Annotated in this window: 29 protein-coding genes; 11 read left to right on the top strand and 18 right to left on the bottom strand. The window is 68.3% G+C overall.

Features of this window, described 5'->3' with window-relative positions; genetic code table 11:
• Positions 1-46: 46 nt before the first annotated feature.
• Both SNAS_RS12340 and SNAS_RS12335 read left to right on the top strand, forming a co-directional pair.
• Positions 47-706 carry a TetR/AcrR family transcriptional regulator gene (locus SNAS_RS12340; protein WP_013017759.1) on the top strand — a complete coding sequence of 220 codons (660 nt, stop codon included), beginning with the start codon at positions 47-49 and terminating at the stop codon, positions 704-706.
• The gene (locus SNAS_RS12335) at positions 703-1461 is read left to right on the top strand and encodes a TIGR03089 family protein (protein WP_013017758.1); all 759 of its coding nucleotides are present in this window, start codon (positions 703-705) and stop codon (positions 1459-1461) included. The genes SNAS_RS12340 and SNAS_RS12335 overlap by 4 nt, the downstream gene beginning before the upstream one ends.
• 29 nt (positions 1462-1490) lie before the next feature.
• Here SNAS_RS12335 and SNAS_RS12330 read toward each other — a convergent pair whose 3' ends face one another.
• Positions 1491-2126 (bottom strand): hypothetical protein, encoded by a 636-nt coding sequence (locus SNAS_RS12330; RefSeq protein ID WP_013017757.1) that lies wholly within the window; start codon positions 2124-2126, stop codon positions 1491-1493.
• A 103-nt stretch (positions 2127-2229) separates the two neighbouring features.
• On the opposite strand from SNAS_RS12330, the gene SNAS_RS12325 reads away from it, so the two are divergent.
• Both SNAS_RS12325 and SNAS_RS12320 read left to right on the top strand, forming a co-directional pair.
• Positions 2230-2778, top strand: a complete 549-nt coding sequence (locus SNAS_RS12325; RefSeq protein ID WP_013017756.1) for an ArsR/SmtB family transcription factor — start codon at positions 2230-2232, stop codon at positions 2776-2778.
• 176 nt (positions 2779-2954) lie between these two features.
• Complete coding sequence (locus SNAS_RS12320; RefSeq protein ID WP_013017755.1) at positions 2955-3503, top strand: DUF6886 family protein; 549 nt, start codon at positions 2955-2957, stop codon at positions 3501-3503.
• Positions 3504-3565: 62 nt separating this feature from the next.
• Here SNAS_RS12320 and SNAS_RS12315 read toward each other — a convergent pair whose 3' ends face one another.
• The 9 genes from SNAS_RS12315 to SNAS_RS12275 form a co-directional block, all read right to left on the bottom strand.
• Positions 3566-4786, bottom strand: a complete 1221-nt coding sequence (locus SNAS_RS12315; RefSeq protein ID WP_013017754.1) for an SPFH domain-containing protein — start codon at positions 4784-4786, stop codon at positions 3566-3568.
• Positions 4783-5217 carry an NfeD family protein gene (locus tag SNAS_RS12310; protein WP_013017753.1) on the bottom strand — a complete coding sequence of 145 codons (435 nt, stop codon included), beginning with the start codon at positions 5215-5217 and terminating at the stop codon, positions 4783-4785. Before SNAS_RS12310 ends, SNAS_RS12315 begins: the two co-directional genes overlap by 4 nt.
• A gap of 80 nt (positions 5218-5297) precedes the next feature.
• Entirely contained in the window at positions 5298-6143 is an 846-nt protein-coding gene (locus tag SNAS_RS12305; RefSeq protein WP_211207380.1) for a hypothetical protein, read from the bottom strand.
• Positions 6094-7119 (bottom strand): ferrochelatase, encoded by a 1026-nt coding sequence (locus tag SNAS_RS12300; protein WP_013017751.1) that lies wholly within the window; start codon positions 7117-7119, stop codon positions 6094-6096. The genes SNAS_RS12305 and SNAS_RS12300 overlap by 50 nt, the downstream gene beginning before the upstream one ends.
• A 57-nt stretch (positions 7120-7176) precedes the next feature.
• On the bottom strand, positions 7177-7959 hold the full coding sequence (fabI, locus tag SNAS_RS12295; RefSeq protein WP_013017750.1) for an enoyl-ACP reductase FabI: 783 nt from the start codon (positions 7957-7959) through the stop codon (positions 7177-7179).
• Positions 7960-7981: 22 nt separating this feature from the next.
• Positions 7982-8686, bottom strand: coding sequence for a 3-oxoacyl-ACP reductase FabG (locus SNAS_RS12290; RefSeq protein WP_041625987.1), 705 nt, complete (start codon positions 8684-8686; stop codon positions 7982-7984).
• Between the two features lie 88 nt (positions 8687-8774).
• The gene (locus SNAS_RS12285) at positions 8775-9725 is read right to left on the bottom strand and encodes a 26S proteasome regulatory subunit RPN10 (protein WP_013017748.1); all 951 of its coding nucleotides are present in this window, start codon (positions 9723-9725) and stop codon (positions 8775-8777) included.
• Positions 9722-10699: a DUF58 domain-containing protein gene (locus SNAS_RS12280; protein WP_013017747.1), complete on the bottom strand. Its 978-nt coding sequence runs from the start codon at positions 10697-10699 to the stop codon at positions 9722-9724. The genes SNAS_RS12285 and SNAS_RS12280 overlap by 4 nt, the downstream gene beginning before the upstream one ends.
• Positions 10700-10702: 3 nt before the next feature.
• Entirely contained in the window at positions 10703-11839 is a 1137-nt protein-coding gene (locus SNAS_RS12275; protein ID WP_013017746.1) for an AAA family ATPase, read from the bottom strand.
• Positions 11840-12153: 314 nt separating this feature from the next.
• On the opposite strand from SNAS_RS12275, the gene SNAS_RS12270 reads away from it, so the two are divergent.
• Entirely contained in the window at positions 12154-12657 is a 504-nt protein-coding gene (locus SNAS_RS12270; RefSeq protein WP_013017745.1) for a PH domain-containing protein, read from the top strand.
• The gene (locus SNAS_RS12265) at positions 12654-14003 is read left to right on the top strand and encodes a PH domain-containing protein (protein WP_013017744.1); all 1350 of its coding nucleotides are present in this window, start codon (positions 12654-12656) and stop codon (positions 14001-14003) included. Before SNAS_RS12270 ends, SNAS_RS12265 begins: the two co-directional genes overlap by 4 nt.
• Before the next feature lie 47 nt (positions 14004-14050).
• On the opposite strand, the gene SNAS_RS12260 is transcribed toward SNAS_RS12265, so the two are convergent.
• The 3 genes from SNAS_RS12260 to SNAS_RS12250 form a co-directional block, all read right to left on the bottom strand.
• Positions 14051-14857 (bottom strand): hypothetical protein, encoded by an 807-nt coding sequence (locus SNAS_RS12260; protein WP_144300470.1) that lies wholly within the window; start codon positions 14855-14857, stop codon positions 14051-14053.
• A 65-nt stretch (positions 14858-14922) separates the two neighbouring features.
• Positions 14923-15720: an aminoglycoside adenylyltransferase domain-containing protein gene (locus SNAS_RS12255; RefSeq protein ID WP_013017742.1), complete on the bottom strand. Its 798-nt coding sequence runs from the start codon at positions 15718-15720 to the stop codon at positions 14923-14925.
• Between the two features lie 55 nt (positions 15721-15775).
• Entirely contained in the window at positions 15776-16300 is a 525-nt protein-coding gene (locus tag SNAS_RS12250) for a GNAT family N-acetyltransferase (protein WP_013017741.1), read from the bottom strand.
• Between the two features lie 73 nt (positions 16301-16373).
• On the opposite strand from SNAS_RS12250, the gene SNAS_RS32705 reads away from it, so the two are divergent.
• A complete protein-coding gene (locus tag SNAS_RS32705) occupies positions 16374-17345 on the top strand; it encodes a hypothetical protein (RefSeq protein ID WP_052304985.1) in 972 nt (323 codons plus the stop codon).
• A gap of 9 nt (positions 17346-17354) precedes the next feature.
• Complete coding sequence (locus tag SNAS_RS12240; RefSeq protein ID WP_013017739.1) at positions 17355-18236, top strand: phosphotransferase family protein; 882 nt, start codon at positions 17355-17357, stop codon at positions 18234-18236.
• A gap of 34 nt (positions 18237-18270) precedes the next feature.
• On the opposite strand, the gene SNAS_RS12235 is transcribed toward SNAS_RS12240, so the two are convergent.
• A complete protein-coding gene (locus tag SNAS_RS12235; protein ID WP_013017738.1) occupies positions 18271-19269 on the bottom strand; it encodes an MsnO8 family LLM class oxidoreductase in 999 nt (332 codons plus the stop codon).
• Between the two features lie 133 nt (positions 19270-19402).
• Here SNAS_RS12235 and SNAS_RS12230 point away from each other — a divergent pair, with 133 nt between their 5' ends.
• Positions 19403-20320 carry an AEC family transporter gene (locus SNAS_RS12230; RefSeq protein WP_013017737.1) on the top strand — a complete coding sequence of 306 codons (918 nt, stop codon included), beginning with the start codon at positions 19403-19405 and terminating at the stop codon, positions 20318-20320.
• On the opposite strand, the gene SNAS_RS12225 is transcribed toward SNAS_RS12230, so the two are convergent.
• The 4 genes from SNAS_RS12225 to SNAS_RS12210 form a co-directional block, all read right to left on the bottom strand.
• Positions 20317-20826 carry a methyltransferase family protein gene (locus SNAS_RS12225; RefSeq protein WP_013017736.1) on the bottom strand — a complete coding sequence of 170 codons (510 nt, stop codon included), beginning with the start codon at positions 20824-20826 and terminating at the stop codon, positions 20317-20319. The genes SNAS_RS12230 and SNAS_RS12225 overlap by 4 nt on opposite strands.
• Positions 20827-20913: 87 nt before the next feature.
• A complete protein-coding gene (locus SNAS_RS12220) occupies positions 20914-21735 on the bottom strand; it encodes a hypothetical protein (RefSeq protein ID WP_013017735.1) in 822 nt (273 codons plus the stop codon).
• Positions 21736-21920: 185 nt separating this feature from the next.
• Positions 21921-23447, bottom strand: coding sequence for a M4 family metallopeptidase (locus SNAS_RS12215; RefSeq protein WP_013017733.1), 1527 nt, complete (start codon positions 23445-23447; stop codon positions 21921-21923).
• Between the two features lie 215 nt (positions 23448-23662).
• Positions 23663-24493, bottom strand: coding sequence for a carbon-nitrogen hydrolase family protein (locus tag SNAS_RS12210; protein ID WP_041624807.1), 831 nt, complete (start codon positions 24491-24493; stop codon positions 23663-23665).
• A gap of 64 nt (positions 24494-24557) precedes the next feature.
• Here SNAS_RS12210 and SNAS_RS12205 point away from each other — a divergent pair, with 64 nt between their 5' ends.
• Together SNAS_RS12205 and SNAS_RS12200 are read left to right on the top strand one after the other, a co-directional pair.
• The gene (locus tag SNAS_RS12205) at positions 24558-25130 is read left to right on the top strand and encodes a TetR/AcrR family transcriptional regulator (protein ID WP_013017731.1); all 573 of its coding nucleotides are present in this window, start codon (positions 24558-24560) and stop codon (positions 25128-25130) included.
• 79 nt (positions 25131-25209) lie between these two features.
• The gene (locus tag SNAS_RS12200) at positions 25210-26382 is read left to right on the top strand and encodes a hypothetical protein (protein WP_013017730.1); all 1173 of its coding nucleotides are present in this window, start codon (positions 25210-25212) and stop codon (positions 26380-26382) included.
• Positions 26383-26393 lie beyond the last annotated feature (11 nt).

Raw genomic sequence — 26393 nt, 5'->3', positions numbered from 1 at the left:
TTGACGATGAGTTTCAGGCGCGACAAGCCGCCCCTTGAACTCGCACATGCTAGTAGCACTGGTTAAGGTCTTGGCTGTGGTTCGTGGACGTAAACGCAGCGGTAGACGGCCGGGTAGTCCGGACACCCGGGAGGAGATCCTCGACGCCGCCCGCGACGCCTTCGCCGCGGACGGGTTCGAGCGCTCCTCGATCCGTCGCATCGCCGCGGCCGCCGGGGTCGATCCGGCGCTGATCCACCACTACTTCGGCACCAAGGACAAACTGTTCCTGGCCGCGATCGAGGCGCCCTTCGATCCCGGCGAGATGATCCCGAAGGTCTTCAAACACGGGTCGACCAATCTCGGCGAGCACCTGATCCGGACCTTCGTCGGCATCTGGGACTCCCCCACCGGCAACCGGGCGGCGGCGTTCCTGCGCTCGGCGGTCACACACCCGCGGATGTCGAAACTGGTGCAGCAGTTCCTGACCAACCAGGTGATCCGCAAGGGACTGTCGCAAGTCAACCCCGAACTCGACAATATCGATCTGCGTGGTGCCATGGTCGCCTCGCAGCTGCTCGGCCTGGCGCTGACCAGGTACATCCTCAAGGTGCAGGCGCTGGTCGACCTGTCGGCCGACGAGTTGGCCGCCATCTACGGGCCCACCATCGACCGGTACGTGACCATGGACCTCAAAGACCTGAGCACAAGGGAAGGAACACAGTGAACACCGTCGACTCGCTGTTCGCCGCCGCCGCCAAGCCCGATCCGGCCCGGCCGTTTCTGACCTATTACGACGACGCCACCGGCGAGCGCACCGAGCTGTCCTACGTCACGATGGACAACTGGGTGTCCAAGACGGCGAACCTGTTGCTGGAACACGCTTACGCCGAACCCGGCGCCACCGCGGAGCTGCGGTTGCCGCCGCACTGGCTGGGCGCGGCGGTCATGCTGGGCTGCTGGCGGGCCGGGGTGGCGATCAGCCACGCGGTGGCCGGGGAATCCGGTGTGGACCGTGACCAGCCCTATGTCCTGTTCGACACCGAGGACGAACTGCGCGCCCCCGAGGACACCCCGCAGGAGGCGACCTACACGGTTTCGCTGGCGCCGCTGGCGGTGGGCCTGCGCTCTCCGGCGGCCCGGCAGCGGGTGGCCGACAACGAGGCGGTGGACTTCCTGACCGAGGTGCGCGGCTACGGCGACCACTTCGGGGGTGCCCCTGCCGCCGCCGACGCCCCCGCGCTGGTCGGCCTTCCCGGTGGCCGGGAACTGACGCAGGCACAACTGGTGGAGTCCGCCCGCACCCGGGCGGGCGAAATGGGACTCGGCGACGGCGAGCGGATCATGTTCACCGACGAGCGGATCCGTCCCTTGGACTGGCTGCTGGTTCCGTTGGCGGTCAAGGGTTCGGTGGTACTGAGCCGCAACTCCACTGGCGACACGGCCAAGCGTGCCGACAGCGAGCGCGCCCGCGTCGTGTGACGCGGACGGCTCGTTCGAGGGCGTCGCGCTCACGCGACCCGTTGAACGTCCACTGGTGACGCGGATGTCGCCGGACGGGTTTTGACGACCGTGGTGAAGGCGATCCACAGCAGTACCGAGGCCACGCCCATGGTCAGCCGGAACGGGGTGTCCACCAAGCGGTCGACGACCATGACCAGCACCGCCAGACCGACGAGCACCGGCACCGAGACCGGCAGCCGCCGGGCGAGGTACGCGTGGATGGTCTGCGCCGACAGCGCGCAGAACAGCAACGCCGGACCCAGCTGGTAGACCAGCAGCTCAACCCCCGGCAGGGCTTGGATGTCGTCGGTGAAGGCGTTCTTGGCCTCGACGGTGCTGGTCGCGAAGCCCGCGACCAGGTCGATGGCCATCTGCGTGTTCATGCACAGCGATCCGAACAGCGCCACGGCGAGGAAGCTCGCGGCCAACGATCTGCGGCCCGGGGCGCCGCCGGTCACGGTCAGCCGGTACAGGTACACGCAGGCGACGGCCAGCAGCACATAACCGGCCAGCCACGCCAGGTGCGCGAGCGTCCAACCCGGTTCCCGGCCGTCGGTGCCCAGGAGCCGCATCAGGGCCCAGCCCAGCATGACCAGCGGCGGGGAGAGCAAAAGGGACAGTCTTGCGAGGGGTGTCGGTGTCATGAGCCGATCGTAAACTTGCGGAGACACTTCTGCAAGTTTTTTATGCAGAATTTTTCTGCACAACTTCTACGCAACCATCCGACCGGCGGCTAAGCTGCTTCCCATGCCGTCCGAACCCATCCCCCACACCTCCGCAACGCTCAAGGCACTGGCCAGCCCGCTGCGCCGGGCGATACTGCGGCACCTGGCCACCAACGGTCCCGCGAACTCCACGTCCATTGGGGAGGTCTTCGGCCACAACACCGGGACCACGAGCTACCACCTGCGCCAGCTGGCGCAGGCCGGTCTGATCACCGAGATACCCGAGCGGGCCAAGGGCCGGGAACGCTGGTGGCGCACCGAACCCGGCAACCGCGTCATGCCCGACCGCGACACGATGTCCGCACAGGACAAGGTGATCGCCGCCGACCTGGAACGGTCCCGGCTCACCGAGGACATGGACGCGCTGTCCGGCGTCCTGGACAACCGCGCGGAACTGGGCGACTGGTTCCAGGGCTCCCGGTCGCTGCGGTTCATGACCAAGGCCGAGCTGAAGGAGTTCCACGACGACTACCTGCGGCTGCTGGATCGCCACGGCCACAAGCCCGAAGACGCCCCCGACACGGCCCGCCCCATAGCACTACGCTGGTACGGCTACCCCGCCACCGAGTGACACCCCCAATGGACAGACCCCAAAGGACCGACGATGACGGCGACGGCCCGAGTTCCGGGCACCGTCGTGGCTGGACGTCGCGATCCCGACGCTGCTGGTGGTCGCGGCCGTCGTCAACGTCGCCCGCGGTGAAAAATCGCTGGTGTCGGCCGGTGATTCCGGCTTAGCGTGACCGGATGCGTCCCGAACCCGGTCAGGTACTGCACTTCTCCGAGGATCCGACGATCACCAGGTTCACTCCCCGGCCGTCGCCACGGCTCGCAGCCGCGTACGTGTGGGCGGTGGGATCGCGCCGCTGTCCCGACTACTGGTTCCCCCGCGAGTGCCCGCGCGCGATGGCCTGGATCGAACCGCACACCACCGACGCCGACCGCGACCGGATCCTGGGGCCGGGCGGCGGCCACCGGGTGCACGCCGTCGAGTTCGGCTGGCTGGAAGCGATGCGCACCGTGGAGCTCTACGGCTACCGGCTACCCGCCAACGCGTTCCGTCCGCTCGACGAATCCGACAGCGCCGCCAACGGGTCACCCGCGCTGGTCGCCGTCGAAGCGGTGACGCCGTTGGGGCCGCCCGAGCGGGTGGGTGACCTGTTCGCGCTGCACGCCGAGGCGGGGATTCAGCTGCGGGTGCTGGACAACCTGCGGACGTTCTGGGACGCGGTGATCGACAGTTCGCTGGGGTTCTCCGGGATCCGGCTGCGCAACGCCAAACCCGCCCCCGCATAGCCGAGCGCGGTCCGGAAGGGAAGTCCCCTCCGGACCGCGCTGTCGATGTACCGGCCGCGCGACTAGACCGCCGTGGGCGGCAGGTCGCCGGGCTTGGTCGGCGGCACCGGCGGCGGCACCACCTGGGTCGAGTCCAGCATGGTGTTCGCCGCGTCGGTCGCGGTGAACTGGCTCGGCGAGACCTTCGGCCCGGCTTCCAGGGCCTGGGTGTCGTCGGTGCCCGGCTTCGGTTTGCCGATGCGGGTGGTGGCCGCGTCGTCGTCCTCGGCGCTCGGGGTCCGCGGCGCGGTCTCGGAGCGGTCGGCGTCGGTGTGGCTCGGCGCCGCCTCACCGGTGCCGTCCTGTTCGGACGACAGGGCCTGCGACACCGCGTTGGTCACCGCCGAGGCGGGACCGGAGCTGATCGGGCCGCCGACGGCGCCGCTGAACGACTCCAGCGCCCGGGTCAGTTCGGCCGGGATCATCCACAGCTTGTTCGACTGACCGGCGGCGATCTGCGGCAGCGTCTGCAGGTACTGGTACGCCAGCAGCTTCTCGTCCGGGTTGGACTTGTGGATCGCGGTGAACACGGTCTCGATGGCCTTGGACTGGCCCTCGGCCTGCAGGATGCGGGCCTGCCGGTCACCCTGGGCGCGAAGCACCGCGGCCTCCTGCTCACCCTGGGCGGTCAGCACCTGGGACGCCTTGACACCCTCGGCGGTGAGGATCGCGGCCCGCTTGTCACGCTCGGCGCGCATCTGCTTCTCCATGGACTCGCGCACGCTGGGTGGCGGGTCGATGGCCTTGATCTCGACGCGGGTGACCTTGATGCCCCACTGGCCGGTGGCCTCGTCCAGGACGGTGCGCAGCGCGCTGTTGATGGTGTCGCGGCTGGTCAGTGCCTGCTCCAGGTCCATGGAGCCGACGACGTTGCGCAGCGTGGTGACGGTCAGCTGCTCGACGCCCTGCAGGTAGTTGGAGATCGCGTAGGTGGCGCGCACCGAGTCGGTCACCATGTAGTAGATGACGGTGTCGATGGACACCACCAGGTTGTCCGAGGTGATGACCGGCTGCGGCGGGAAGCTGACGACCTGCTCGCGTTTGTCGACTTTGGACCGTACGGCGTCCAGGATCGGCACGAGGAAGTTCAGGCCCGGAGTCAGGGTCTTGGAGTACTTGCCCAGTCGTTCGACGATGTACTCCTGCTGCTGCGGCACGATCCGCACCATCTTGAACAGCATGATGATGAAGAACAGCGCCACCAGTCCCAGAAGCAGGACCAGGAAAACCTCCCCGCCACTCATGGCTGCCTCCAGACCATAGCCGTCGCCCCGCGTATCTCCACTATGTTCACTTCTTCTCCTTGTTCCAGTACTTGTTTGCCGTCGTAACTGCGCGCCGTCCACTCCTGACCCTGCACTTTGATGAGTCCGTGCTGGGAGTCGACCCGCTCCAGTACGAGGGCCTCCGCGCCCTCCAGGGCCTGCAGACCGATCTTCGCGTCCGGGCCCGAACGGTTGTCCCGTAGTTTCTTCGCCCACGGTCTGATGCCGATCAGGGACAGCACCGACACCACGACGAAGACCAGGCCCTGAAGCTCCACCGGGGAACCCAGTGCCGCCGCCAGCGAAGCCGCCGCCGCTCCCGCCCCGATCATGAGCAGCACAAATGTCAAGGTAAACAGTTCGGCGATGCCCAGTGCCACGGCCACCGCCAACCATATAATCCACGCCACTGTTCAAGCCTGTCATGCTTCGTCGGGGTTTGACGTCTCACGTCACGGTTTGTTATCGGCTTGTAGTGCTTCGTCCGCCGTTAACGGTCCCCACAATGTAGCCGAGCATGGCAAGCGGCACCGATGGCCGTGCGGCACGATGCTGCCAGACCCCGCAGCGCCTCCAGCCGGGCGGCGGCCTCGTGCGCGGTGACCGCGCCGCCCATGGCGTCGGAGTCGGCGACCCGCAGCACCCGCTCCAGCATCACCGCCCGGGCGTACAGGCGGCGGGAACGGGTGTCGAAACCGGGCGGCAGCTGACGGCCGGAGTCGGTGCGCGCCCCGGCCAGGGCCCGGCCCAGTTCCGGGTTCCAGGCGGCGACGTCGAGATCGGACAGGACCTTGGTGGCGGCCCGAAGCGCCTGGGTCAGCGAGGCGTCGGCCTCGCCGGGACTGACGAGGTCGGCGGGTACGGGGACCGCGTCCAGCTCGAAGTGGTGCCACAGCACGGTTTCCCAGGTGCTGCCGGAACCGGAGGTGTGCGCCCGGCGTTCGGGGACCAGGCCGTTGCGTCCGGCCACCACGGCCTCGCCGGCGGTCAGCGCCGCGGCGGCGAACGGTCCCGCGGTCGGCAGGCCGCGGGCGTCGCCGGGCACCGCCAGCACCAGCCGGATGTCCTCGGTGTCGACTCCCGACAGCCGGGAGAAGCCCTCGGTCAGGGTGGCGCCGGGCCCGATCTCGGCCTCGGTCACGACGATCTGTTCCACTCCGGACATGCCCTCGGAGGTCATCGCCTCCACGACGTCGTCCAAAGAGGTCATACCGGCGCGCCAGGCCCGCAGCCACGGCACCAGCCGCGCCGACAACAACACCGGAACCGTCACGACATCGCCGCCGTCAGCGACCCATCCCCACCGGACGGCGGGCGGGACAGCAGCCGTCGTCATTGGGGTTCCACAGCGGAAGCTTGCCCAGCCGCTTGACCGGGGCGCCGTCGACGCGTTCGGCCACCAGCTCGCGCACCATCGTGACCGTGCGCGGGTCGAGTCCGGGGGTACCGGCCCGGTAGTAGGACAGGCCCAGCTCCTCGGCGGTCTGTTTGGCCTCGATGTCCAGGTCCCACAGCACTTCCATGTGGTCGGACAGGAAACCCACCGGCGACACCACGACCGAGCTGACGCCCTCGGCGGCGATCGCCTTGAGGTGGTCGTTGATGTCGGGACCCAGCCACACCGAGTCGGCGGGACCGGACTTCGACTGCCACACGATGTCGTAGGGCAGGTCGAGCCCGGCGGCCTGCCGCACCAGCGCCGCGGTCTCGGCGACCTGGTCGTGGTAGCGGGCTCCCTCCGGCCCCGACACGTCGTTCATGCCCACCGGAATCGAGTGCGCGGTGAACAGGATCCGCGCGTTGGCGGGATCGTCGATGGCCGCCGCGGCCGTCCTGAGCTTGTCGGCGAAGGGCTGCACGAAACCGGGGTGGTCGAAGAAGTGCCGGATCTTGTCGATCACCGGGGCACTGCCGCCGACCGCGGCCCGCGCCGCCGACAGGTCCTCAAGGTACTGACGGCAGGAGGAGTAGGAACCGTAGGCGCTGGTGGTGAACGCCAGCGCCCGCTTCACCCCGTCCCCGGCCATCTGCTGCACGGCTTCGACGAGCATCGGCGGCCAGTTGCGGTTGCCCCAGTAGATGGGCAGGTTCACCCGGTGCGTGGCGAACTCGCCGCGCAGGGCGTCTATGAAGGAGCGGCACCATTCGTTGATCGGCGACACGCCACCGAAGTGGTAGTAGTGTTCGGCCACTTCGGTCAGCCGTTCCTCCGGCACGCCACGGCCACGCGTGACGTTACGCAGGAACGGCAGCACATCGGAGGCGCTTTCGGGCCCACCGAAGGAAACGAGGAGCAATGCGTCGTAGTTCATCGAATTCGTATATCCCGGATGTTGTCAGGTACTGTCCCAGCGGTCCTCGTCCGAGTCCTAGGCCTCGGCGGCCTTGACCCCGACCGCGTGGAACCCGCCGTCGACGTGGACGATCTCACCGGTCGTTGCCGGGAACCAGTCCGACAGCAGCATGGTGACCGCCTTGGCCACCGGCGTGGAGTCGGTGAGACTCCAGCCCAGCGGAGCGCGCTCCGCCCACGCCGTCTCGAACTGCTCGAAACCGGGGATCGACTTGGCGGCCATGGTCCGCACCGGGCCCGCCGCGACCAGGTTGACCCGGATTCCCTTGGGGCCCAGGTCACGTGCCATGTACCGGGTGACCGACTCCAGGCCCGCCTTGGAGACGCCCATCCAGTCGTAGACCGGCCAGGCCTGCGAGGCGTCGAAGTCCATTCCCACGATGGCGCCGCCGGATTCCATCAGCGGCAGGCAGGCCACCGCCAGCGACTTGAACGAGAACGTCGACACGTGCAGCGCCTTGGCGACGTCCTCCCACGGCGCGGTCATGAATCCGCCGCCCAGGCAGGACTGCGGCGCGTTGGCGATGGAGTGCAGGACGCCGTCCAACGCGGGCACGTGCTCGCGCACCCGCTCGGCCAGCGAGTCCAGCTGCTCCTGGTCGGTGACGTCCAGTTCCACCACCGGCGCGGGCTTGGGCAGCCGGGCGGCGATGCGGTTGACGAGCGACATGCGTCCGAAACCGGTGAGCACCACTTCGGCGCCCTGCTCCTGTGCGAGCTTGGCGACACCGAAGGCCAAGGACTGGTCGGTGATCAGACCGGTGATCAGCAACCGTTTTCCATCAAGCAACCCTGTCACATGCACTCCTTATTCGAAATTGTCAGTGGCCCATGCCAAGGCCGCCGTCAACGGGGATGACGGCCCCGGTGACATAGCCTGCTTTGTCGGACGCCAGCCAGCGCACCGCGTCGGCGACCTCGTCGCCGCCGGCGAAACGTTTGGCCGGGATGGACGCCAGGTAGGCGTCGCGCTGTGCCTCGGGCAGTTCGGCGGTCATGTCGGTCTCGACGAAGCCCGGCGCCACCACGTTGGCGGTGATGTTGCGGCTGCCCAGTTCCCGGGTGATCGATCGGGCCATACCCACCAGGCCCGCCTTGCTGGCCGCGTAGTTGGTCTGACCGGCGTTGCCGTACAGGCCGGTCACCGAGGAGATGAAGATGATGCGGCCGAACTTGGCGCGCAGCATCTTGGAGGAGGCCCGTTTCGCGCACCGCCACGCCCCGGTGAGGTTGGTGTCGATGACGGAGGTGAACTGCTCCTCCTTCATGCGCAGCAGCAGGGTGTCGTCGGTGATCCCGGCGTTGGCGACCAGCACCTCCACCGGTCCCAGCTCGGCCTCCACCGTGGTGAAGGCGGCGTCGACGGCCTCGGAGTCGGTGATGTCGCACTGGACGCCGAACAGGCCGTCGGGCGCACCGCTGCCGCGGTGGGTGACGGCGACGCGGTCGCCGTTCTCGGCGAAGGCCCGGGCGATGGACAGGCCAATGCCCCGGTTGCCTCCGGTGACCAGCACGGTGCGAGACACCACGCACTCTCCTTTACGTAACACGAGGTCGTACGACGCCTGTGATCGTACGCGGGAGGTCCCGCGGGCCCGGAAAAGGGCTCCTGGCTCAGGGCACCCTTGAGGTCCACAAAAGACTCAGGAACACCGAGGCGAAACCCAGAACCAAGGCGAAGCCGATGAACCACTGCGCGATCTCCACCGCGACGGTGCGGTGACCGATCGACGAACCCATGTCCTCGTAGACGCCCTTGAGATCGTCGACACTGGCGGCCTCGTAGAACTTGCCGCCGGTGGTCTCGGCCGTCTGGGACAGCGTCTCGCGGTCGACGGGGACCTCCTGGGTCTCCCCCTCGATCTCGACGGTGCCGGTGTCGGTGCCGAAGGCGATCGTCGACACCGGGACCTTCGCGGCCTTGGCGGCCTTGGCGCCGTCCTCGACCAGCCGCCCGGAGGTGCGGTAACCGTCGGACAGCAGCAGGATCCGGGCCGGGGCCGGTTCGGAGGCGCCGTCGGGCGGCACCGACTGGATGGCCTGCAACGCCGAGAAGATGCCCTCGCCGATGGCGGTGGCGCGGTCCAGTTTCATGGACTTGATCGCCGACTTGACCTGGTTGCGGTCCTTGGTGGGCGACACCGCGACGCTGGCCGACTTGGCGAAGGTCACCAGGCCCAGGTTGTAGTTCTTGGGCAGTTCGTCGACGAACTCCAGCGAGGCCTTCTTCATCGCCGAGAACCGGTCCGGGGACACGTCCTTGGCCTTCATCGACAGCGACAGGTCGAGGGTGAGCACGACCGTGGCCCGCTCGGTGGGTTCCTGGGTGTCGACGGCGGGCCGCGCCATCCCGGTGGACATGACCACCAGCGCCGACAGCAGCACCGCGGCGGGCAGGTGGCGGCGCCAGCCCGGCCCCTTGGCCGCTATCTTCGCCAGCAGGTCCACATTAGAGAACCGGACGGCGTAGCTGCGGCGGCGATACTGCGCGTAGACGTACAGGCCGACCAGGGCCAGTACGGGGATGAGCGTCAGCAGCCACCAGGGCTCGAGATAGCGGATCAACGGGTAGTACCTCTCGTACGAGCGTGACGTTGGGAGGCGACGAAGCGCACGATGTCGCGCAGCCAGTCGGAGTCGGTCGACAACCGCAGCCGGGCCGCGCCCGCGCGCCGCAGCCCCGAGGCGATCTGGGTGCGCTGCGCCTGCGCGGCGTGCGCGTACTGGCGGCGGAAGGCCGCGTCGTGGGTCTGGATCTCCATGACCGCCCCGGTTTCGGGGTCCTGCAGTTCCATGACGCCCACGTCGGGGAGTTCCAGTTCACGCGGGTCGACGATCTCGATGGCCAGTACGTCGTGGCGCACCGCCAGTTTGCGGATCGGCCGTTCCCAGCCGTCCTCGGCCAGGAAGTCGGAGATGATCACGGCGAAGCCGCGACGGCGCGGCGGCCGGTGCAGCCGTTCCACCAACAGCGACAGGTCGGTGCGGCCGGGTTTGGCGGCCACGCGGCGGAACCGGCCCGGTTTGGCGGGACGTTCCGGCCGCAGCCCGGCGACCTTGCGCAGCAGCATCTGGGCGCCGGAGTGACCGGGTGCCGCGGGCACCACCCGCGGCGGGCCACCGGCGCCCATGACGGCGCCGATCCGGTTGCCGCCGCGCACCGTCAGGTGCGCCATCGCGGCGGTCGCGGCGATGGCCAGGTCGCGTTTGAGGCATTTGGCGGTGCCGAAGTCGAGGCTGGCCGACAGGTCCACCGCCAGCCAGGTCTCCAGTTCCCGGTCGGCGATGGTGGTGCGCACGTGCGGGGTGGTGGTGCGGGCCGTGACCGGCCAGTCCATCCGCCGCACGTCGTCGCCGGGCCGGTATTCGCGCGACTCCCCCGGCTCGGTGCCCGGCCCGGGCAGCAGCCCGAGGTAGTCGCCGTGCAGCAGTCCGTCCAGTTTGTTGTTGATCAGCAACTGGAGGTGGTTGAGCTGTTCGACGGCGTTCTTGCCGTGGCCCGCGCCACGGCTCAGCGCCAACAGCTCGGCGTCGTTCACCGGCTACCGACTTTCCGGCGCGGGCCAGCCACCGGCGGGCTTCGGGGCCTGCGCCGCGGCGGGCGAGACCGGGTTGACCGGCACCGGCGACTTCGGCGGCACCTGCACCGCGGCGGTGGCGGCCGGACGCGCGTTGGCGTCCTGGCGCGGCGACACGCTCGGCGGCGGCACCGCGGCCATGATCTTGTCCACGATGTCCTCGGCGGGGATGCCGTCGGCCAGCGCGTCGTAGGACAGCACCAGCCGGTGCCGCAGGATGTCGGGCGCGATGTCCTGCAGGTCCTGCGGCAGCGCGTAGTCACGGCCGCGCAGCACCGCCAGCGCCCGGGCGGCCTTGATGATGCCCAGCGACGCACGCGGGCTGGCACCGTATTGGATCAGCCCGGACACGTCGGCGACCCCGAACTCGGCCGGGCGACGGGTGGCCAGCACCAGCCGCACCGCGTAGTCCACAAGGGCGTTGTGAATGAAGATCTGGTCGGCCTTCTTCTGCAGCCGCAGGATGTCCTCCGGCGTGAAGATCGGCTCGGGCTCCGGCGGCTCCACACCCATGCGGTAGACGATCTCGCGTTCCTCCGAATCGGTGGGATATCCCACCACGATCTTCAGCAGGAACCGGTCGCGCTGCGCCTCGGGCAGCGGGTAGACACCCTCCTGCTCGATCGGGTTCTGGGTGGCCATCACCAGGAACGGGTCCGGGACCTTGTAGGTTTCGCCCCCAATGGACACCTGCCGCTCGCTCATGACCTCCAACATGGCCGACTGCACCTTGGCCGGGGCCCGGTTGATCTCGTCGGCGAGCATGAAGTTCACGAACACCGGCCCCAGCTCCACATCGAACTTCTCAGTGGACTGCCGGTAGATGCGGGTACCGACGATGTCGGCGGGCACCAGGTCGGGAGTGAACTGGGTACGGGTGAACGAGCCTCCGGTGACCTTGGCCAGCGTCTCCACCGCCAGCGTCTTGGCCACTCCGGGCACACCTTCCAGCAGGCAGTGGCCGCGCGACAGCAGCGCGACGAACATCCGCTCGATCATGCGGTCCTGGCCGACGATGACCTTCTTGACTTCGAACAGTGCCTTTTCCAGCAGCTCGGCATCCTGGGCCGGCGTGGGCTGCGAAGACTGCGCCCCGGTCATGGGTGGCCTTTCGGTCGGGTGTAGCGGCTGTCTCGACGATAGTAGAGGCCACTCGCCGCGACCGCCCACCGCGCTCGCGAGGGTGTCGGCTGCGGCAGACTTGGGCGAATGGTCGAGGTCAAGGTGTGTTCGGCGCGCGGCTGCCAGAAGGCGGCCAGTTGGGCGCTGGAGTGGCGCAATCCGAAGATCCACACCGAGGATCGCGTCAAGGTCTGGCTGGCGTGTGACGAGCACTGTGAGTCACTGTCGGACTTCCTGACCCGGCGGCGTTTTCCCTGTCAGGTCCGCCATGTCGACGACATAGGCTTAGCGGCATGCCCGAATCCGCGAGCGTGTGGTCGTCCTGGCCCGGCGAGGTCACCTGGCATCCGGTGGCGCCCCAGTACCTGAAGGTGCGGCTGGTGAGCCTGGCGCTGTTCGGCGTGGTGGCGCTGGCCGCCGTGCTCATCGCGCCGTGGCTGTGGTGGGGCCGCACCTGGGCGCTACTGTTGGGCGGCGTGGTGCTGGCGGGCCTGCTGGTGCGGGCGGTGTTGCTGCGGCGGGCGGTACGGGCCTGGGGCTACGCCGAACGCGACGACGACCTGCTGATCCGGCACGGGGTACTCATCAAACGGCTGTCCATCGTCCCCTACGGACGAATGCAGTTCATCGACGTCAGCGCCGGCCCGGTGGACCGGATGTTCGACCTGGCGACGGTGAAACTGCACACCGCCGCGGCCACCACCGACTCCACGGTGCCGGGTCTGGCCCCCGACGTGGCCACCGGCCTGCGCGACCGGCTCGCCCAGCGGGCCACGGCCGAGCGGGAAGGACTGTGAGCACCGGCAAGCAGCGACTGCATCCACTGTCGCCGGTGCTCAACGGCATCAAGTCGCTGGGCGTGGTGATGGCCGCGATCTCGTGGCAGGGCTTCGCCCAGTTCGGCGTCACCACCGGAGGGATGATCGTGGCCGCCGGGGGCGTGCTGGGTCTGATCTGGGCCTGGATCGCCTGGCGCTTCACCGGTTTCGAGATCGCCGACCGGGAACTGCGCATCTCCGAGGGCGCCCTGATGCGACGCCACCGCACCATCCCGCTGCAACGGTTGCAGTCGGTCGAGGTGGTGCAGCCGCTGTTGGCGCGCCCGGTTGGACTGGCCCAGTTGCGGTGCGAGGTCGTCGGCGCCGCCAAGACCGAGGCACCACTGTCCTTTCTGACATTGAAGGACGCGACCGAGCTGCGCGAGCGGCTGCTGACACTGTCCAAACAGTCCGCCACCGCGTCGTCCGTCGCGACCGACGACGCGACCGACCCCGACGCCACCGCCGAGCCCACCGTCGTCGACACCGCTCCCGTGGAGGAAGCCACCCCGGTGCTGACGGTGCCCTCCGGGCTGCTGCTGCGCAGCCAGCTGCTGACCCCGCAGGTGTTCGCGCTGCCGTTCGCCGTCGCCGTCACCGTCGTGTTCTTCGTCGTCAACCCCGACGCCACCTTCTTCGGCATCGCCGCGCTGATCTCCGCGCTGCTGGGCATCCTGCTGTCGCCGGTACGCCAGGCGATGGGCAACTACGACTTCACGCTCACCGAGACCGACACCGAACTGCTCATCCGCCGCGGCCTCACCGAACGCCGCACCCAGACGCTCCCCCACGAACGGGTCACCGCCGTGACGATCCAGCGCCCGCTGCTGTGGCGGTGGGCGGGCTGGGTCACCTGCCGGGTCGCCAACGCCGGCGGCGGCTCCAGCGGCTCGGAACAACTGCTCGGCGGCACCCTGCTGCCGGTGGGCACCCACGAACAGGCCCGCACCGTCACCACCCACGCACTGTCCGGAGTAGACCTGACGGCGGTGCGCCTGATCGGCGTCCCCCGCCGCGCCCGCTGGCGCTCCCCCATCGGCCAACCCGCCCTGGGCGCGGGCCTGGGCGAGCAGGTGTTCGTGTGCCGCCGGGGCCGCGTCATCCCGCAACTGGTGGCCGTCCCCTACGCCCGCATCCAAAGCGTCCGCGTCACCCAGGGCCGCTGGCAACGGGCACTGCGACTGGCGACGGTCAGTGTGGACATCGCCGGTGGCATCGGCATCAACCCGCGCGCCTCGCACCGCGACCTCGACGAGGCCCTGGACATGGCGCTGCGCCTGCGGGAACGATCCCGCGAGGCGGCACGACCACAACCGTCGTCCTGAAACGAAACGGCCCCACCCGTGACGGGTGGGGCCGCGCTTCATCGTCGTCAGCCTTGCGGGCCGGGCGGGGGCTGCTGCCCGGGCGGAGGCGGCTGCTCGCCGTAGTTCTGCGGATACGGCTGCCCCGGTGGCGGCTGGTCCCCGTACGGCTGGCCCGGCTGCGGCGGTGCCGCCGGAGGCGGACCGCCGTAGGTCTGTCCCTGGTACGGCTGGCCAGCGGGCGGCTGCGGCGCGGCGGGCGGCTGGCCCATCGGCGCGGGTCCGGCCGCCGGTTTCTTCTGCTTCTCGGCCAAGTACACACTCAGCGCGGGCATCGACATCACGACGACCACCCCGATACCGACGAAACCGCCCAGAAACGATGTGACCGCGGCGATCCACGGAAAGTGCCCGACCGCAATGCCGTCACCGCTCACGAGCGGCCCGATCAGCGACTGCCACCATTCGGCGGCCTCCCACATCGCGGCACCGGCCACGGCGGCGGCGAAGACGCGTCCGAAATCGGTTCCCAGGAACGAGAACACGGCCGCCGCACCGGCCGCCGCGGCCATCAGCAGCAGGTAGACGCCATAGAGGTACGGGAACTGATAATGCACGTCGGTCTGGATGAACGCCAGGATCGCGTGGACGAGGAAGAACAGCGCCAGCGCCCCGCACCCGATCGCCCCCATCATCAACATCGCCGGACGCGCGACCTGGGCCGGACCGGCGGTCGGGAACGACTGCGGCGGCGGTGCCTGGCCGGGCTGCGGCTGCATCGGCTGCTGTGCCTGCGGGTCGTACTGTGGCTGTGGACTGCCGCTCACCGGCCCCGGCGTCTGCGGGTCGGGCGGACCTTGTTGTGGCATGCTCATGGTGGCCAATCTTCACAGATCAGCCGCCACCGCTGTCAAGGCGACCCGCGAAGGCCACCCCCGCCCTAGTGGCGCCCGGCCCGATCCAACACGTAATCCGAGAACGCCATCGTGGACTCGATACTGCCCGGCCGCGGCGGATCGTAGGGATCCCACCCCCGCTCCCGATCGTCCAGCACCTGCCGCAACAGCGGCCGCCACGAGGGGTCCAAACTGTCCATCGCCCAGGCCAACGCGGCCCGCTTCGACACCACCACCCCGGTCTCCAAGGTGTTCAGCATCCGGCAGTACGTCGTCACCGCGTACCGCTGCGTCCAGGCCACATCCCACGACGCCCACGCCGCCAGGTCCTCCAGGAACCGCGGAATATCGTGCAACATCCGCGACCGCAGCGCCTCCACCGGCACCTCGTCCACGAGTGACTTCGGATCCGGACCGGTCAAGGTAACCCCATGCTCGCGCAGACTCCACCGGGTCACCTCATTGTTGCAATGAGTGTGAAACTGCATCTCCCGCCACCCGTGATCAATGTAGAGCCACTCCCGCCCCAAGGACTCCAGCGTCTTCAACTCCGCCGCCACCGGATAAGACCCCTCCAAATGCTGGGTCCAATGCCCGGCCCGCGTCGGAATCTCACTGTGCAACGCCCGAATCCGCCGCTCCTGCACCCGCCCCAACGCCCGCCGCACCACGGCCAGAAAATCGCAGTCACTGTGCATGTCGGCATCCCCCACAGCGAACGACCCGCACAGGTACATCCCGACAAGGTTGTCCCCCAGTACATCCCCCACCCGACACGTCAGTTCGTCCAACAGCTCGTTGAGTTCTGGGTAACGGGTGGGACCGGCCGGGTTGTCGGACATGGGGAACAAGATAAATGGTGGCGCATTACCGCCATCACCACGCCGTGCCCGTCACCTACAACGGCCGCCATTCCCCGTCAAGAATCGAGTACAAATCCGAGTCCCGCCAACCGTCCCCGATCCGTCTGGTGTGCCGCATCCGTCCCTCAAAACTCATACCAAGCTTCCCCAGCACCGCCGCCGAAGCACGATTGCGCGGATCGCAGGTCGCGGCGATCCGGTGCAGGCCCAGCCCATCAAAACCGACGCGAAGCAGCTCGGCCCCCACCGCAGTCCCCAACCCCCGGCCCCACAGCTTCGGGTGCACCCCGTACGAGATCTCGCCCTGCCGATGCCGCCGGTCGCGAAAGTGCAGCACACCGCTGCCGACGATCTCGCCGTCCACTTCGGCCACGTACACCCGATGCCGGACCGGCTCGACATTCCAGCCCGCCACCGCCCGCTCCACGAAGGCCCGGGTCTCGTGCTCGGTGTTGGGACCCCAGCCCTGGTAGCGACAGCTCTCGTCCAGCCTGGCCCAGTCGTGGACGGCCGTCCAGTCGTCCATCACGATCGGTCGAAGCTTCAGCGACGGGGGCATGGGTCCAGTATTCACACTTAATCTCGGCTGAAATTCACTGTCCACGAGCGGCGGTTCGTGGTCGGCTCGAACAATGTCCAACTTCGCGCACTACCGGGGCTCGCCGGAGAGCCGGATGTTCTCGCTGCCGGGGCAGTCGCTAGGTGCCGGGCTTTCGGAGCGGGTGGGTGAGCTGGCGGCGGAGTTGCCGTTGGCTGCTGTGTTCGGGTTGCGGACGGCGGCTTGGCTGCATGGGTTGGATGTGTTGCCGCGTTCGGTTTCGAACGATTGCTGGCCGGTGGAGGTTGTTGTTCCCAAGGGGGTCGAGCTGGCGAGTCGGCGGGGCTTGCGGGTCTATCGGTGGGGGTTGGGGACCGATGTGGAGCAGATCGGGGATGTGTTGGTGACGACGAAGGCGCGTACGGCGCTGGATTGCGCGAGAGTGTTGCCTCGGTTGGACGCGGTGTCGGCTGTGGATCAGTTTCTGCGGGGTGGGCTGGAGTTGGCTGAGCTTCGTCGGAGAGCTGCCATCGTTGGGGATCGGGGTTCGGCTCGGTTGATGGGGGCTGTTCTCGATGTCGCGGACACGCGGGCCGAGTCGCCGTTGGAGAGCTGGGCGAGGTGCCTCATCGTGGACGCGGGGTTGCCTCGGCCGGTGGCGCAGTTGCCGGTGGGGTTGCGGGACGGGTCGATCGTCCACTTGGATCTGGGGTATCGGCGGTTCAGAGTCGGGATCGAGTGCAATGGGCTTCGGTATCACGCCACCGACGACATGCGCGAACACGACCGTCAGCGCCGCAAGCGGCTCGAATCCGAGGGCTGGTTGATGTTCACCTTGTACGGATCGGACGTCGTCGTTTCTCCGGACGACATGTTGGCCGAGATCCGTTGGCGGCTGCGGCATCGTGGCTGGAAACCGTCCGAACTTCAGCTGGAGCGGGTTGAGAAGCGTGTGCGGTATTTGGCTATGGCGTTGCGGCTTGAGCGTGAGGATTGGAACGCTGCCTGGGGCTTGGGCTTGTCGAGGCGAATGCCTCGGAGTCGATATATAACTAGTACTGGCTAAGGTGAGAACATGACGAAACCCAGCTTGTCGCCGCAGGTCGTCCACGCGGCCGTGAACGAGGCTCTCGGACAGGTCGACGACTTCGCGCCGATCACCGAGGGCCAGGAGTCGCAAGCGTTCGAGTTCCGCAGCGATGGCCGGGAGTTCGTCGTGCGGGTCAACGGCCGAGCAGCGGGGTTTCTCAAGGACCGCTGGGCCGCCGAGCGGGTCCCGGCTGCGGTTCCGGTGCCGGAGGTGGTTCACATCGGACAGATCGACGAGGCGCACCACTTCTGCGTCTCGGTGCGATCGCCGGGCACCATCGTTCAGGATTGCGACACCGAGACGCTGCACGGCCTCAGCGCCGCTATGGCCGAGACGCTGGACGGCATCGCGGCGACCGATGTCGCTGACATCAGCGGTTATGGCGACTTCGACGCGGTCACCGGTGAGGGCAAGTTCGACAGCTGGGCGGCGTACATCCTGCACAGCACCCGCCACGACTGGAGCCCCCACGCGGACGCGATCGACGTGGCGGCCGCCGAGCGGCTCACCGCGTGGCTGCGTCAGGAAGCGGCGGGGTTGCCGGACGTGCACGAGCTGGTGCACGGCGATTTCGGCGGCGACAACGTGTTGGTGGAGCCCGGGCGGGTCACCGCCGTCTTGGACTGGGAGGGCGCGGTCATCGGCGACCGGCTGTACGACGTGGCGCGGATGCGGTTCTGGGCACCGTTCATGGAGAGCATGCGCATCCACACCGACCACCTTCTGGCCGCCGCCGAGCACGATTCCGAGAGGCTGCGCTGCTACGTGGTCGCCAACGGCCTCGACGCGACCGCCTACTTCGCCGCCGCCGATCAGACGCCGATCGCCCAGGCCATGCTCGCCCGAACGCTCACCGAAGTGCCGTGACCGCCAGCCGCTCGGCAAAGCGCGGCCAGCCGCCTCAGGACGAGTCGGCCACCAGCTCGCTCAGCCACCGATACGAGTCCAGCATTTCGCCACGATCGAACGTGTTCATCGTGACCAGCACCTCCTGAGCCCCCGCGCGTTCGACGAGTGTGGACAGTTCCTTGTCGACGTCATCGGCGGTGCCGTAGATCGCCCAAGCCAGCGAGTCGTCGATGAACCCCCGCTCACGGTCGCTCAAGTCGTGGGCGAGCACATCGGCCGTGGGCCACAACGGTTCGAACGCCCCCGTAGTACGCGAGCGCGCCATCGACCACGACTCCGACAGCAACAACCGCCGAGCCTCCTCCGTGGTGTCCGCGACGGCCACCGCCAGCGCCACCACGACGTGCGGTTCAGCCGCCCACACCGACGGCCGGAACTCCTCGCGATACCGCGCGATCGACGCGAGCATCGCGTCCTCGCCGCGCGCGGGAGCGATGACCAGCGGCAGTCCCCGAGCAGCGGCCTCGGCGGCACCAGATCCCACGGCCAGCACGAACGGCTGCGGCCGCAGCCCCTCCCCCGGCAGCGCGTGGACTCCCCGGTGGGTCTCCTGCGTGCCCGTGAAGTACCCCAGCAGCTCGGTGAGCTGTTCGCCGAAGCCGTCGATGTCCTCCTTGCCGTGGCCCAGTGCTTTGCGGACGCCTGAGGTGAAGCCGACGGAGCGGCCCAGGCCCATGTCGACGCGGCCGGGATTGAGCGATTCGAGGACTCCGAACTGTTCGGCCACGATCAGCGGCTGGTGGTTGGGCAGCATGACGCCGCCGGTGCCGACCCGGATCGTGGTGGTCGCCTGGGCGATGGTGGCCGCCAGGACCGTGGGGGCGGAACCGGCGATGCCGGGGACGCTGTGGTGTTCGGAGACCCAGAAGCGGCGGTAGCCGAGCTGTTCGGCCTGGCGGGCGAACCGGACGGTGTCGGCCAGCGCGGTGGCCGGGTCCTGGCCCCGGCGGATCACCGAACGGTCGAGTATGGATAGGGGTACCGGGATCATGTCTCGAGCAACGGGCGGTCGGTGGTGGCGCATTCCGGAACATGCCGCAGGACACTCCGGTCGCGACTGTGACGTATGTCCATTCGTATTGGTGCGCGAGGTGCGTCGAGGGCGGTGCGGCTAGCGTCGCCTCGTGCTCGCGGCCTTCGTTCCGATCTGGTTTCTGGTGGGATGCGGGTACGGTGCCGCGCGTTTCAAGCTGTTGGGGGACGGGGCCGCGCGGGTGCTGACGTCCTACGCGTTCTTCATCGCGATGCCCGCAGTTCTGTTCACCAACCTGGCCAGCGCGCGACTGGACCGGATTCCGTTGCGGGCCTTGCTGTCGCTGGCGTCGGGGACGGTGCTGGTGGGGCTCGTGGGCATCCTGGTGGCGCGGTGGTTCTTCCGGGACCGGGCGGCGGGGCAGATCATGACCGGCATGGCCTCGGGGTACCTGAACTCGGGGAACCTGGGCATTCCGGTGGCGGTGCACGTGCTGGGCGACACGCTGCTGATCGCGGCGGTGATGATCTTTCAGACCGCGATCGTGACGCCGCTGTTCCTGTTGGCGATGGACGCGGCGACCGGGGCGGGCAACGGGCGTCGGCGGGTCCGGTTGTGGCTGGCACCGTTTCGCAATCCGATCGTGGTGGCGTCGCTGTCGGGGCTGGCGCTCAACGCCGCCGGGGTGGATCTTCCCGGGCTGGTCGAGCAGCCGCTGAAGCTGCTGGGCGCCTCGGCGGTTCCGGTGGCGTTGGTGGCGCTCGGGATGACGCTGTACATGCCGGGCGGTTCGCGGCCGAAACGCCATTGGGGACAGGTGTCGATCATCTCGGGGCTGAAGACGGTGGCGCATCCGCTGTTGGCGTACGCGGTGGCACGGTTCGGTTTCGGGCTCGACGGTGAGGCGCTGTTCGCGGTGACGTTGTTCGCGGCGCTGCCCGCCGCGCAGCTGATCTTCGTCTACGCCGACCGGTACCGCACCAAGGTGGCGGTGGCCAGGGACGTCGTCATCGTGTCCAGTGTGGCCTCCATTGTGGTGTTGACGGGGATCGCGCTCGGGTTCCGTTAGACGGCGGTGGGTGTCCAGGGGCGGATGCGCGGGATCCAGGCCGGGACGTGGCGTTTGTAGGTGCGGTACTCCTCGCCGAACCGGGAGGTGAGCTTGGGTTCCTCGTAGACCTTGACGAACGCCGCCGTGCAGGCCCAGGCGGCGGCGAAGTAGATCGCCAGCGGCCAGCTGGCGAAGACGAGCGTCTGGCCGCCGGTCATGAGCGCCAGCGCGACGTACATGGGGTTGCGGACGTGGCGGAACAGGCCGCCGACGACCAGGTGGCTGGGCGGGGCCGCGGGCACCGGGGTTCCCAGTCCCTCCACGACGAAGCGGTAGAAGGCGTGGGCGATCACGGCCACTCCGGCCAGCACGCACATCGCACCCAGGCCGCGCAGCGCCCACCACCAGCCGGGCATGTCGGTGGACTCCCATCCGGTGATGAGCCAGGGAACCAGGCCCGCGACGGTGCCGGGGCCGAGGACGAAGAAGATCGTGGAGCCGATCGCGGCGGAGCGTTTCCTCATGGTTCCACGGTGGCACCGGATCGCGCGTATGTCAACAGTCGTTGAATTACTGCGGCACCGGGATCCCCGGCCACGGGAGCAGCAGGGTCAGACCTTCAGTTTCGGCGGGATCGCGAGCGCGACGTCGCGCACCTGCGTGGTGCTCAGCGGCGTCGTCACCACGCCGTTGGACTCGACGCCGGGGTCGATGTCCGGACGGGTGGCGAGCTTGGCGATGCTGCGGTCGGCCCGGTACACGTAGACCTCGTAGGTGCGGATCGTCAGCGAACCCGAGACGGTGTCGACGGTGCGGCTGATGATCTTCTCGTCGGCGGGGCCGGTGGACTCCGAGCACTTCACCCGCTCGGCCTCGCAGTCGACGAAGTCCTCCACGGCGTCCACAAGGCCCGGTTCGTAGATCGAGACCTCGAAGTCCGTCGTCAGGTCGTAGTTCTCCGAACTGAACTGGCCCTTGCCATGCAGGAGGTCACGGTCCAGGTCCCCGTTGGGCGAGGTCTCGGTATAGCGACCGAGGTGGAAACCCTTCAGCCCGTCGGCATCGTGGACGTCGACCTCGGCGATCTGCTCCAGCGCGTCGACGACTCCGCCGGTGGCCGTGGCGGTGTCGGCGTTGGTGAACGGATCCCGCTTGGTCAACTCCCACGGGCTCTCGTCCGCCCAGGAGTCGGTCTGCTCCCCCGAGCTCTTGCTCGCCGCCGGGCCGTGGTCGGCCACCGATCCGGGCGACAGTCCCGCCACCGTCACCACCAGGCCCAGCACCGCCGCTGTGGCGATGCCACCGGCGGCCGCGAAGGCGCGGCGCCGCCGCAGCCGCCGCCCACGCCGGACGATCTGAGCGGGATCGACGTTGAACGGCACCTGCCCGTCGGGCAGTGCCCGGTCGAGGAGGCCATGTGCGTCGTCGTTCACGCGGTCACCTCCCTGTCGGCCCTATCTTCACACGTCGGTCATCACCCTCGGATGACCCGTCTGTGGGTTCGACGGGTGCCGAGGTGAGAAAAGATGCTCGACCTTCACGGAATTCTCGCCTTCCCGGAGACGAGAAGTGCCCTCCCGATCACTCGGGAGGGCACCGTCATGGCGATGTCGGGCGGTTAGCCCTTGCTGCACTCGGGGTCGGACTCCGCCGGGACGCTGACCGCGTCGAACGCCTTCTTGGCGGCGTCGTACTCGGCGCAGGTCTCGTACAGGTCGCTGGTGGCCGCGAACTCCAGAGCAGCGGTGCGGGCCTGGGTGTAGGTCCAGTTGGACGTCTTGCCCATCATGGCGCCCATCCAGATCTGTCCGGCCTTCTCGACGCCGATGCCTTCCAGCGTCGAGCTGTCACAGGTCGGGCTCTCCTGAGCGGTGCCCTCGGCCAGCAGGTGGAACCAGTGGTCGGCGGGACCGGCCGCGGCGTGCACCTCGGTGTTCGGGATCTCCTCGCTCCAGCAGGCCGGGTCGCCGACGTTGTCGGGGTTGACCATGTCGCGGATCGGCTTGCCCGCCTCGACGAGGCCGACCTCCTCACCGATCAGGTAGTCCGGCGGGTCGAACTCGTCGCCGGTGCCCTGGTTGGCGTAGAACTCGGTCAGGGTGCCGAAGATGTCACCGGCGGCCTCGTTGAGACCACCGGTCTCGTTGCCACCGTCGGAACCGCCCGGGGTGGTCTGGAAGATGCCGTGGCCGAACTCGTGGCCGACGACGTCCATCGGGGTGGCCTGACGCTCGCCGTCCTGCGAGTGTCCGAAGTGGGTGGAGCTGCCGTCCCAGTAGGCGTTGACGTCGTCAAGGCCGACGAAGATGGGGAAACCGTTGCCCTCACCGTCGATGCCCTTGCGCTGCAGCCACTTGTCGAGCATGTCCCATTCCTGGCCGACGGAGTACATCGCGTCGACGCAGGCGGTCTCGAGGTCGGTGCCCTCACCGTTGCCCCAGGTGTCCTCGGCCTTGGTGTAGGGCTCGCCACCCTCCTCGGCACAGGAGACGCCCGGACGGTTCGGGTCCTCCATGACGAAGCCGTCGCCGCCTTCCTTGGTGCCGAAGTCGACGGTGCCGCCCTTGCCGTTGTAGTACGTGTTGCCGGTACCGGCGAAGACGCGGTCGGAGGTGGCGATCTTGTCGCCGGTGGCCGCGTCGACGTAGTAGTCGCGCACGACCGGGTCACCGTGCTTGTCGGTGGTCTTCTTGGTGCTCACATAGGCCAGTGTCGGGGTGTCCCAGGCGAGCACGACCAGCTTGGCGTCCGAGGCCTTCTTGCCGGCGACGGCTTCGGCCTTGGTCTCGCTGATCTTCGGCTTGACCGTCTTGAGGTCGATGGTCTTCGACTGCGCGGAGCGCGCGTAGGCGACGTCACCGGATTTGTTGGTGGCCACGACGAAGTCGCCACCGACGACCTTCAGTCCTTTGTACTCCCTTTCAAAGGTGCTGAAGGTGAGGCCGAGGGTTTCACTGGAGCCGGTGCGGGTGACCTTGTCGTCGGAGCCGATGAACAGCTTGTCGCCGTTGCTCTTGACGTAGGATTCGGCACCCGCGACGGCCTTCGAACCGGTGTCGGCCGGGTCGGCGTACGCCGTAGCGCCCACCACTCCCGCGGCCACCACCAGCGCGGCGGCACTGCCCGCCACGATTAGGCGTTTCATAGGGGTAGTTCCTCTCACAGGGGGTTGGTGACCATGAGTTCGATCACCTGAGAGCGAACGTTTCCATACTCCGTAGGCGTGTGTCAATACTTGATTGCATGAAATATCGACATATCCGCACATAAACGTGTGCGTTTATCTGATCGTTATCCGCAATCGATAATTCGATGAATGTAATGGTTTGATATACCATCGCGGAGATGACTGTGAACTGTCTACAGTTCAGTGAAATAGCGGGGTGAGGGGCCGCCGGCCAGGTCGGCGAGCATCGTGTGCTCCTGCCGGGTGCGACGCAGTTCCTCCGGGTCCAGCTCAGCCACGACGAGATCGTCACCGACGGGTTCGCTGACCGCTCGCCCCTCCGGATCGTAGACGCGACTGCCGCCGCCGAAGGTCCACGGCGCCGCACCTCCCACCGCGTCGGCGAACACCACGTAGAAGGTGTTGTCCAGCGCTCGCGCCGAGTGGTAAGTGTCGCGGCGGTGCTCACCGCCCACGACGTAGGCCCCGCCGGTCACATAGGCGTGGCAGCCGTCCAGCGCGGCGGCGCGGGCGTGCTCGGGGAAGGTGGCGTCGTAACAGATGCCGAGCCCCAGCCGCCAGCCGTCGAACGACAGCGTGCTGCCGTGGGTTCCGGGGGTAAACCACCGGTTTTCGTCGGGCCCGCACAGGTTCTGCTTGTGGTAGACGTCGCGGACCGCGCCCTGGGGATCCACCAGCAGCGTCGCGATGAATCGTCCGCCCGGTGAGCGCACCGAGGCGCCGACCAGGACGGTGACGCCGGTGTCGCGGGCCGCCTGGCGCAACGGTTCCAGGCGCTCGTCGTCGACGTCGACGTCACAGGCGGGCGAAGCCCAGGTCGGCGGATGGTAACCGGGCAGGAACAGCTCACCGAACACCAGCAGTCGGACGCCGTGGCGGTGCGCGAGCCGCACCAGTGCGGCGGCGGTGCGCGCGTTGTCGCCGACCTCGCCGGGGACCGAGGCGGCGCGCGCCGCGGCCACCCGAAGCCGGTGCACAGGGGCGTGGTGAGTCACGTCGACCATCCTGCCAGGCGGCGATGTGGAAGTCCTTCGTGTGGTGTCGCGGCGGGCCTGACAGAATCACTACGTGCCAAGGGTCAGCCCGGAACGTCTTCAGTCACGGCGCCGCGAGATTCTCGCCGGTGCCCGCGCGTGTTTCGCGCGCTACGGCTACGAGGGCGCCACCGTCAGAAGACTCGAGGACGAGATCGGCCTGTCCCGCGGCGCCATCTTCCACCACTTCCGGGACAAGGAGTCGTTGTTCCTGGCGGTGGCCGAGGACGACGCGATCAGCATGGCCGACACGGTGGCCAAACACGGTCTGGTGCAGGTGATGCGGGACCTGGCCGCCGAGGCCGACAGTCCCGAGACCACCGGCTGGCTGGGCACCCAGCTGGAGGTGAGCCGACGGCTGCGCACCGAAGCCGGATTCGCCCGCGAGTGGGAGGACCGCAAACAGGCCATCGCCCAGGCGACCCGGCAGCGGCTGGCCCGGCAGCTGGAGGCCGGGATACTGCGCGACGACCTGCCGGTCGAAGTTCTGGCCGGTTTCCTGGAACTGGCCTACGACGGCCTGATCACGCATCTGGCGATGGGCAGCAACTCCTCCAACCTGGACACGATCCTGGACATGGTCGAGACCGCGGTGCGCCGCCGCTGATGGCTCAGATATGGACTGACTTTCTCTGCGGCACTTAGAGTCAGGGGAAATGCCCCCCTCTCTTGCTCCGGAGAGTGTCATGAATACGCCCCTGAGAAATGCTGCCCGATTCCTCATCCGCGCGCTGACACTGACGGTGGTGGCCACCGGTACCGTCATCGCCTTCACCGCCACCAGCGCCAGCGCCGCCCCCAATCCCGCGAACTTCGCCCTCAACCGCGCCGACACCAACTCCGGGCTGCTGTCCGGACTCGACGCCGCCCTGCCCAACAAGACCGTTCCCAACGTGCTCGACTCGGCCAACCGGACCGGAACCGCCTGCACCGCCCCGGTGCAGCACCGGGCGGCCTCGTTCTGCTGGCAGTCGGGCGACAACACCGTCACCTACTGGATCCCGCAGGGACTGTCCACAAGCGCCGACGCCACCGGCGGCGCCTACCAGGGCCGCAACGCCCTGCTGTCGGCCTGGTACGACAACACCACCGGCACCGGCGACCGGGGTGCCCGGATCAGCTTCGTCGACATGGCCAACACCACCACGCCGAAGTACCGGCACGTGCTGCTGGTCGAACCCACCGGCACCGCCTCGGCACCCAGCTACAAGGCCATCGACACCCACGCCGGTGGGCTGGCCTGGTACGGCGACAAGCTGTACGTGTGCGACACCTTCGGCGGCATGCGGGTGTTCGACATGAAGCACATCCTGGCCGCCAACAACATGACCGACACCCTCATCGGCCGCCAGTCCGACGGCAGCTACGCCTCCCGGGGTTACGCCTACGTCATGCCGCAGGTCGCCAAGTACAACCCGACCACTTCGGGCGGCGAGGCCGCGCTGCGGTTCTCACAGGTGAGTGTGGACCGCACCTCGGCGAAGCACTCGCTGGTCGTCAGCGAATGGGACGCGGTGGGCGACACCACCCGCATCGTCCGCTTCGACGTCGACGCCAACGGAAACGCCACACCCGACGGTGACGGTGTGGCCCGGGCCGACTGGGCCTACCAGGTCGGCTTCCGCAGCATGCAGGGCGCGGCGGCCGTCAACGGAATCTACTATGTACACCGCAACAGCACCAGCGGCCTGGGCGGCATGATCAAGTGGACGCCCGGGTCGACGGCCAAGGTCATGGACGACACCCTGCCGCGTGGTCCCGAAGACGTGTCCTACTGGATCGGCAAGGACCAGCTGTGGGGCCAGACCGAGCACGCCGGTTCCCGGTACGTGTTCGCGTCCAGGGTCTCGGCCTGGTAGCGAGCGGCGGC

The organism is Stackebrandtia nassauensis DSM 44728, assembly GCF_000024545.1.
Classification (GTDB): Bacteria; Actinomycetota; Actinomycetes; order Mycobacteriales; family Micromonosporaceae; genus Stackebrandtia; species Stackebrandtia nassauensis.
This window is presented reverse-complemented; position numbering and strand designations above follow the sequence as displayed.